We start from the raw sequence: 6,654 nt of genomic DNA, 5'->3' as shown, positions 1-6,654 counted from the left end.
CCTCACATGGGCGCCATGGAAAAAACGGAACTGTCGATCAAGGTCGGAGCGGCGATCCGCAAGGCGCGCAAGCAGCGCGGCCTGGTCATGCGCCACATCGCCGAACACAACGACACCGATGTCGCCGCCGTCGGCAACTGGGAAACCGGCCGCAATCTGCCCAAGACCGAGAACCTGCTGAAGACCGCCGCCTTCCTGCGCGTCGACCCGGTTGCGCTGGGCCAGGGGCAGGTCGTGTTTCTCGACGATGCCGGACCGGTTGCCGATGCGGAGATCGTCACCGATGCAGGTCCGCTACCCGCCAGCTCGATGGACATCGAGGTGCTGGGCGCGGCCGTCGGTGGCGACGATGGCGATTTCACCTTCAACGGCGAGCCGGCGGGTTACGTCCAGCGCCCGCCGGGCGTGCGCAACCTGCCGAAGGTGTTCGCCCTGCACGTGCTCTCGGATTCCATGGTGCCGCGTTACGAGCCCGGCGACCTGATCTATTGCGGCGGCCGCGACGCCGTACCGGGCGACCATGTGGTGATCGAGACCTTCCCGGAGGAAAACGAGCGCAACGGCAAGGCCTTCATCAAAAAGCTGGTCAAGCGCACGGCGGGCGAGCTGGTCGTCGAGCAGTACAACCCGCCGAAGACGTTGACCTTCAACCGCTACGCCATCAAACATGTCTGGCGCGTGATTCCGCTGAAGGAATTGCTGGGGTATTGAGCAAGGGATGCTCTTCCTTCTCCCCCTGCGGGAGAAGGAAGAACCAGCGCTGGCACCCTCCCACTCAAGCCCGCCGCGATCCCTCCAGCGGCACATCCCTGTCGCTCAGCATCCGCGCTTCGCTGCGCACGCGCTGGCGCTCGTCGACAAACGCCGCCTGGATCGAAATCGCCGTCCCCGGCAGTCCGTCGGCGCGGCAGGCCGAACAGACGATACGGCCCGACAGAGCGGACAGCGGCGTATTCCCCGTCACCCCGAACCGCTTCAGCTGATCGGGTCGCCACCACCTGTTGCGGCCACAATCGGCGCACTCGACCGAGATCGAGGCGACATGCGCGATCGTTGGTTCCTTGCCCGGCAATGCCATCGCCCCTGCCTCGTCTTTGTTCCTGATTTGTTCGCATATTCCTGTGTTTTACGCCGGGAGTCGAGTCGCAGTTTTCAAACTTTCCCAGAAGTTTTTCTTCTAGCGTAATTTGAGTTATGCTTTCATAAATGTATGAAAATGTGAGTCGGGTACGAACCTGCCCACTGCATCAGACCCGGGAGCGATAATGGACGCTTTTGCCGCCGATTTTGCCCGTTCCTGCGGCTACGCCGGCGACAGCCTGGCCTTGCTTGAAGCCTTCGAAGCAATCCGTCGCAGCGGCATCGCCCACGCCCGTCAGGATCACGTCAGGCGCAAGGCGGTGATCGACGAGTTGAAACCGTCGGAGGCGCTGTTCCTGGCCGCTATCGGTCCGGCACTCTCGGCGCAGGAGGTAATCGAGGACGCCGCCCGCTTCATAGCCTGCTGGCGCAACATACCGCGCTGGCGCCAGGAGCGGCGCCTGCCCGACCTGATCAGGGCCAAGCAGCAGCGCCTGGTGGCGCGCTATTTCCGCCGCCATGGCCACAGGCTCTGGGCAAGGGAAGCGGTGTGAGGACTGGACCAGCCATTTGCGGGTTCCATCAGCCATTTTTTCTTTCTAGACTGCGCAGGGGTGGCTGACCGTTCGACGTGCATAGTTTGGAATGTTCAAGACTGCCCGCTCAAAATTTCAAACCTGGATAACGGCCGGCGCGGGAACCATCGCCGCCCTGCTCGTCGCCGGCCTGATGGGCGCGTTCGGCGCCCTGCCCGCCCACGCCCCGCCGCAATTGCCGCCCGATGCCGCCATCGATGCCGGGCGCTGGCGGGTCCAGCCCGCGCGCGCCTATGTCAGCCGCGCCAAACTCTATGGCGTGGCGCTGAAACCAGGCCAGAAGGCGCTGGTGTTGGAGGCCGATCTGACCAATCGCACGGCGCAATCCGACAAGGCTTATTTCAACGTCTTCAAGCCGGACGGGATCGACCTGCCCGATTCCACGCCGATGATCGCGCTGGCCCGCGATTCGACGCTGACGCCGGAACTGCATCCCGGCATGACCGAACGCATGGCCTATGTCTGGCCGCTTGCCGGTAACGCCGCCGTGCCGGCAAATCTCAGCTTCGGCGTCACCGCCGAGATCTTCAAGCCGCGCGACAATCTTTACGGCACGCCGGGCTGGTTCAATTCCTATCGGCTCGGCACCGTCACCATGCCGGTCGCCGACCTGCCCGAGAGCGGCTCATGAGGATCCGCGCCATCGGCAATCTCCTGATCGTCGCCGCCACCGTGGTGCTCAGCTACGGCATGCAGGTGTCGAAGCCGCATTATGCCGAACTCACCGCGCCGATCCCCATTGATGGCGCCATGCACGACACGGTGCGGGCGCGCAGCTTCGATGTCCGCCTCGACAGAATGGTCTTTGCGCGCACGCTGAAGACCAACCAGTTCGGCCAGGAAAGGCTGCTGACCACCAGCGGACTGTGGGCGGTGGCAGCGACCAATCTCACCGCCACCAGCACCTCCACCACGGTCGCCGACGGCACCTGGCAAGGCCCGACCGGCCTGCGCTACCGCCAGACGGAGCGGCTCAGCTATCGCCAGGATATGCCGCCACATGCCGTCGATCCAGGGCTGGAGAGAAGCGGCCTGTTCGTCTTCGAGTTGCCGGCCGACCAGATCCGAGGCGCCAGCCTGCTTATCGCCGCACGTCAGTTCGGCCCGCTCGACGCCCAGGCTCGCATCAGCCTCGATGCCGTTCCGACCGGTGCCGATGGTCAACCGGCGGATGTCTTGCCGCTATACGATCTCGACGCTCCTGCACCGCCGCAGGGCCAGACACGGCAGGGCCAGACACGGCAGGGCAAGACATGAGCGCGGTTTCAACCGACATCGACCCAGCCGGCGGTGGCGAGAAAAAATGGCGACGGCGCGGTCTTGCCGCGCTCGCTATCCTGCTGCCGCTGACGCTGGCCGAAACCAGCTATGAGAGCATCCGTGAATGGCTGCATGGCGAGGACCTCATCGCCAGGGATGTCGAGTTTGGCCAAGGCGCGCCGTTCGGCGGCAGCGAATGGCGGCTGGCCGATTTGCGCGGCGGCAAGGCCGGCCGCTTGCCCGAGCATGCCTTGGCCGTCATCGCCACCTTCGCCGTCACGGTCGGCGATCCCGATCTGCAAAAGCAGTGGCTGGGCTGCAAGGTGATGCTGACCGACGCCGCCGGCCGCCGCTGGCTGCCCGACTTCATCTCCGGCGTCAGCCTGCCGGACGGCGTGATGAACTGCACCTCGGCGATCTTCTCCGGCGCCAAAAAGGGCGAAATCATCAGCGTCGGCGAGACCTTCATCGTGCCCGAGGATGCCATCGAGACCATCCGCCCAGCCATTGGCCTGGGCAGCGAGCGCCCCTGGTTCCTGCGTTTTCAGCGGCCGCCGAAGTGACAGCATCCTTCTCCCCGTAAAGAAAGCTCATTTCCCCGCCCGCTTCGCCATCGAAAACGCCGTCTCCAGCACGGCGGCGAGAAAGCATATGCGCAGCGGCTCGATCAGGATGCCGGTGGAGGAATCCTGGAACGGGCTGCCGAAGAGCAGCGTCACGGCATGCGAAAAAATCTGCCAGATATCGAGCTCGTGTGGACCGATCAGCCGCGTCGCGCCGAGCCACAGCCAGGCCGCGCCCCAGTCGAGCAACCGGTAGCCGACCACCAGCGTGCACAACAGCACCAGGCTGGCGCTGACCGTCAGCCGCACGCCGTTGGCGATCGGCAGATAGCGCGAGCGGTAGCCGGCGATGAAATGCTCGACGAAATCGCGCAGGAATTTCGGCAGGCCGGCATAGCGCCGGCCGGCACGCTCCAGCCGGCCATGCACGCGCATCAGGGCAGCATCGTCGCGCACATCATAGCCGTAGATCAGCGCCGCCATCACCAGCCAGATCAGCGGCAGGAGCATGAAGAAGAACAGGTTGATCGCAGCCGTCGACGGCGCGATCGAGGAGATCTCGACCGGCACCATGGGTGCGGCCGAGGCCATCGGCACCGGGTTTGCCAGCCCGTCCACCGATGCCTGCAGGGCCGACCAGAAATTGCGGCTCATCAGCCATTGCAGGGCCGAATCCTTCCATCGGCTGATCACGTAGAGACCGACGAAGATCCAGTTGGTCTCGCAGATCACCACCACGATCTGCCAGAACGACTCCGCACCTGTCTTAGCCTGCATGAATTTGGCCAGCCGGCGGATCAGCCAGGACACCGCCACGGAGACCAGCAGCCAGCGCGAGTCGAGCACGTCGAGCACATCAGCGCTCTGGCCGAAATCGGCCTGGTCGAGTGTTTCGCGCGAATACTGCCGCACGACGTCGCCCAGAAATCCCCAGGCGGCATAATAGGCGAAGAACGGCAGAAGCGCGATGGTGATCATCCGCACCAGCCGCGAGCCGCGCCGGTCAGCCTCGGCACCCGGCTTCGTTTGCGTCTCGGTGGTTGCGGCCTTGTCGGCGCCGCGCTGCGCGGCCACCACATGCGGCAGGCCGGGGCGCAGCACGTGGAACATTGCCACCGTCACCACCAGCTGCGCCAGCGCCACCAGCGTCAGCATCGCCAACCCGGCGAAGTGATTGGCCAGCGCCACCTTCGCCGCCAGCAGCATGAGGAGATCGCCGACCATCACGCCGGCCAGCACGAGTGCCATGAGCTGCGGCCAGAACCGCCGCAGCAGCGAAAAACCTAGGGTGATCGGTCTGATGATATCGGCAAACATGAGGTTCTCTCACGATGCCACCCGCCAAAACCTTTCTAGCAAAGCATGATTGTTTTGCAAGGAATGGGGCTCCCCTTCTCCAACAGAGGGAGAAGGGAGAACCGTCCCCCTCACCTTCTTACCCTCGACTTCAGCCACCGATCAAACGCCACCGCCAGGATCAGGATGAGCCCGATGACGATGCTTTGCGTGTAGGACGAGACGTTGTTGAACTGCAGCCCGTTCTGCAGCACGCCGATCAGCGCCGCGCCCACCACCGTGCCGCCGACCGAGCCGATGCCGCCGAACAGCGAGGTGCCGCCGATGACGACGGCCGAAATGACGGTCAGTTCGTAGCCGATGCCCGCCACCGCTTCCGAGGAGTTCAGCCTGGCCGACAGCACGAAGGCCGCGAGCCCGGCGAAGAAGCCGACAATGACGTAGACCGAGACCAGGATGCGGTCGACGCGCAGGCCCGACAGCCGCGCTGCTTCCGCATTACCGCCGACGGCATAGACGGCGCGGCCATAGCGCGTGTAGCGCAGCACGATGTGGCACAGGATGGCGGCCGCCGCGAAGATCAGCGCCGGCACCGGCACCGGGCCGATCAGCCCGGTACCGAACCAGCGCATCGAGGCGTCGAAGCCCGAGATCGGGCCGCCATTGGAGATGGTCAGTGTCAGCCCGCGAAACACCGTCAGCCCGCCCAGCGTGACGACGAAGGGCGGCACTTTCAGCCGGGTGATGACAAGCCCCTGCACGCCGCCGGCAGCGGCTCCGACGATGATGGCGGCCAGCAGCGCGGCGAACCAGCCGAACCCTTGCGTGCCGCTCGTCGACAGCGACAGCGTGTTGGCCGTGCCGCCCTTGGCGACCACGGCGGCGACCATGCCGCAGAAGGCGAGCAGCGAGCCGACCGACAGGTCGATGCCGGCGGTAAGGATGACGAAGGTCATGCCGAGCGCGATCAGCCCGGTGATCGAGATCTGCCTTGTGATGTTGAACAGGTTGATCGGGTCCATGAAGCTCGGCTTCAGCACCGTGAAGACGATGATCAGCGCCACCAGGAACAGCAGCGGCCCGAAGCTCATCAAAAGCCGCGCGAAGTTGATGCCGCCGCGCTGATCCTGCTCCCCCGCCACGCTCATAGTGTCTCCTTGCGGTCGAGTGCCATCAGTTCCATCAGTCTTTCCTCGTTTGCTTCGACGCCCGGCATCTGGCCGGTGATGCGTCCGCGGCGCATGGTGACGATGCGGTCCGAAACCGCCAGCACCTCGGGCAGTTCGGACGAGATCATCATCACCGCAATGCCGCGCGCCGCAAGCTGCACCAGGATCTGGTGCACCTCGGTCTTGGCGCCGACATCGACGCCGCGCGTCGGCTCGTCGACGATCAGCACTTTCGGATCGCGCGCGAGCCAGCGCGCCAGGATCACCTTTTGCTGGTTGCCGCCCGACAGGCCCTCGATCGCCTGCTCGGCCGAAGCCATGCGGATCGACAGCATCTTTCGAAACCCGGACAGCGCATCGCGCTCGCGCCGCTCGGCCATGAAGCCGAAACCGTTGCTGAAGCTGCCCAGCGAAGCGATGGAGAAATTCGGCAGGATGCCCAGCGCGGCAAAGATCGCCTGGTGCTTGCGGTCCTCCGGCACCAGGCCGATGCCGAGGGCAATGGCGTCCGCGGGTGATGACGGGGCGATCGGCTTGCCGTCGAGCGTGATGGTGCCGGCCGCGATGCGGTCGGCGCCGAAGATACCGCGCGCCAGTTCGGTGCGGCCTGAGCCGACAAGCCCGGCAACGCCGAGGATTTCACCGGCCTTGAGGTCTATGTCGACGCCGTCGAGCACGATGGCGTGCGGC

General features: G+C 65.0%; 9 protein-coding genes. 5 read left to right on the top strand and 4 right to left on the bottom strand.

Features of this window, described 5'->3' with window-relative positions; all coding sequences use genetic code 11:
• The first annotated feature begins 6 nt into the window (after nucleotides 1-6).
• Entirely contained in the window at nucleotides 7-711 is a 705-nt protein-coding gene (locus EN879_RS19585) for a helix-turn-helix transcriptional regulator (RefSeq protein WP_127274189.1), read from the top strand.
• Between the two features lie 64 nt (nucleotides 712-775).
• On the opposite strand, the gene EN879_RS19580 is transcribed toward EN879_RS19585, so the two are convergent.
• Nucleotides 776-1,078, bottom strand: coding sequence for a hypothetical protein (locus EN879_RS19580; protein WP_024501757.1), 303 nt, complete (start codon nucleotides 1,076-1,078; stop codon nucleotides 776-778).
• 187 nt (nucleotides 1,079-1,265) lie between these two features.
• Here EN879_RS19580 and EN879_RS19575 point away from each other — a divergent pair, with 187 nt between their 5' ends.
• The 4 genes from EN879_RS19575 (at nucleotide 1,266) to EN879_RS19560 (ending at nucleotide 3,499) form a co-directional block, all read left to right on the top strand.
• The gene (locus EN879_RS19575; RefSeq protein ID WP_027160847.1) at nucleotides 1,266-1,634 is read left to right on the top strand and encodes a hypothetical protein; all 369 of its coding nucleotides are present in this window, start codon (nucleotides 1,266-1,268) and stop codon (nucleotides 1,632-1,634) included.
• Nucleotides 1,635-1,725: 91 nt separating this feature from the next.
• Nucleotides 1,726-2,307 carry a hypothetical protein gene (locus EN879_RS19570; protein ID WP_013530580.1) on the top strand — a complete coding sequence of 194 codons (582 nt, stop codon included), beginning with the start codon at nucleotides 1,726-1,728 and terminating at the stop codon, nucleotides 2,305-2,307.
• Nucleotides 2,304-2,933: a hypothetical protein gene (locus tag EN879_RS19565; protein WP_063168643.1), complete on the top strand. Its 630-nt coding sequence runs from the start codon at nucleotides 2,304-2,306 to the stop codon at nucleotides 2,931-2,933. The genes EN879_RS19570 and EN879_RS19565 overlap by 4 nt, the downstream gene beginning before the upstream one ends.
• On the top strand, nucleotides 2,930-3,499 hold the full coding sequence (locus EN879_RS19560; RefSeq protein ID WP_013530578.1) for a hypothetical protein: 570 nt from the start codon (nucleotides 2,930-2,932) through the stop codon (nucleotides 3,497-3,499). The genes EN879_RS19565 and EN879_RS19560 overlap by 4 nt, the downstream gene beginning before the upstream one ends.
• A 27-nt stretch (nucleotides 3,500-3,526) precedes the next feature.
• Here EN879_RS19560 and EN879_RS19555 read toward each other — a convergent pair whose 3' ends face one another.
• The 3 genes from EN879_RS19555 to EN879_RS19545 all read right to left on the bottom strand — a co-directional run.
• On the bottom strand, nucleotides 3,527-4,816 hold the full coding sequence (locus tag EN879_RS19555) for a hypothetical protein (RefSeq protein WP_063168644.1): 1,290 nt from the start codon (nucleotides 4,814-4,816) through the stop codon (nucleotides 3,527-3,529).
• 110 nt (nucleotides 4,817-4,926) lie between these two features.
• Nucleotides 4,927-5,943, bottom strand: coding sequence for an ABC transporter permease (locus tag EN879_RS19550; protein WP_013530576.1), 1,017 nt, complete (start codon nucleotides 5,941-5,943; stop codon nucleotides 4,927-4,929).
• Nucleotides 5,940-6,654 (bottom strand): ATP-binding cassette domain-containing protein (locus EN879_RS19545; protein WP_164774472.1); only part of this gene is annotated, 715 nt, incomplete at its 5' end. The genes EN879_RS19550 and EN879_RS19545, both read right to left, overlap by 4 nt.

The sequence above is a fragment of the Mesorhizobium sp. M7A.F.Ca.AU.002.02.1.1 genome (assembly GCF_003998535.1).
Lineage (GTDB): Bacteria > Pseudomonadota > Alphaproteobacteria > Rhizobiales > Rhizobiaceae > Mesorhizobium > Mesorhizobium ciceri.
This window is presented reverse-complemented; position numbering and strand designations above follow the sequence as displayed.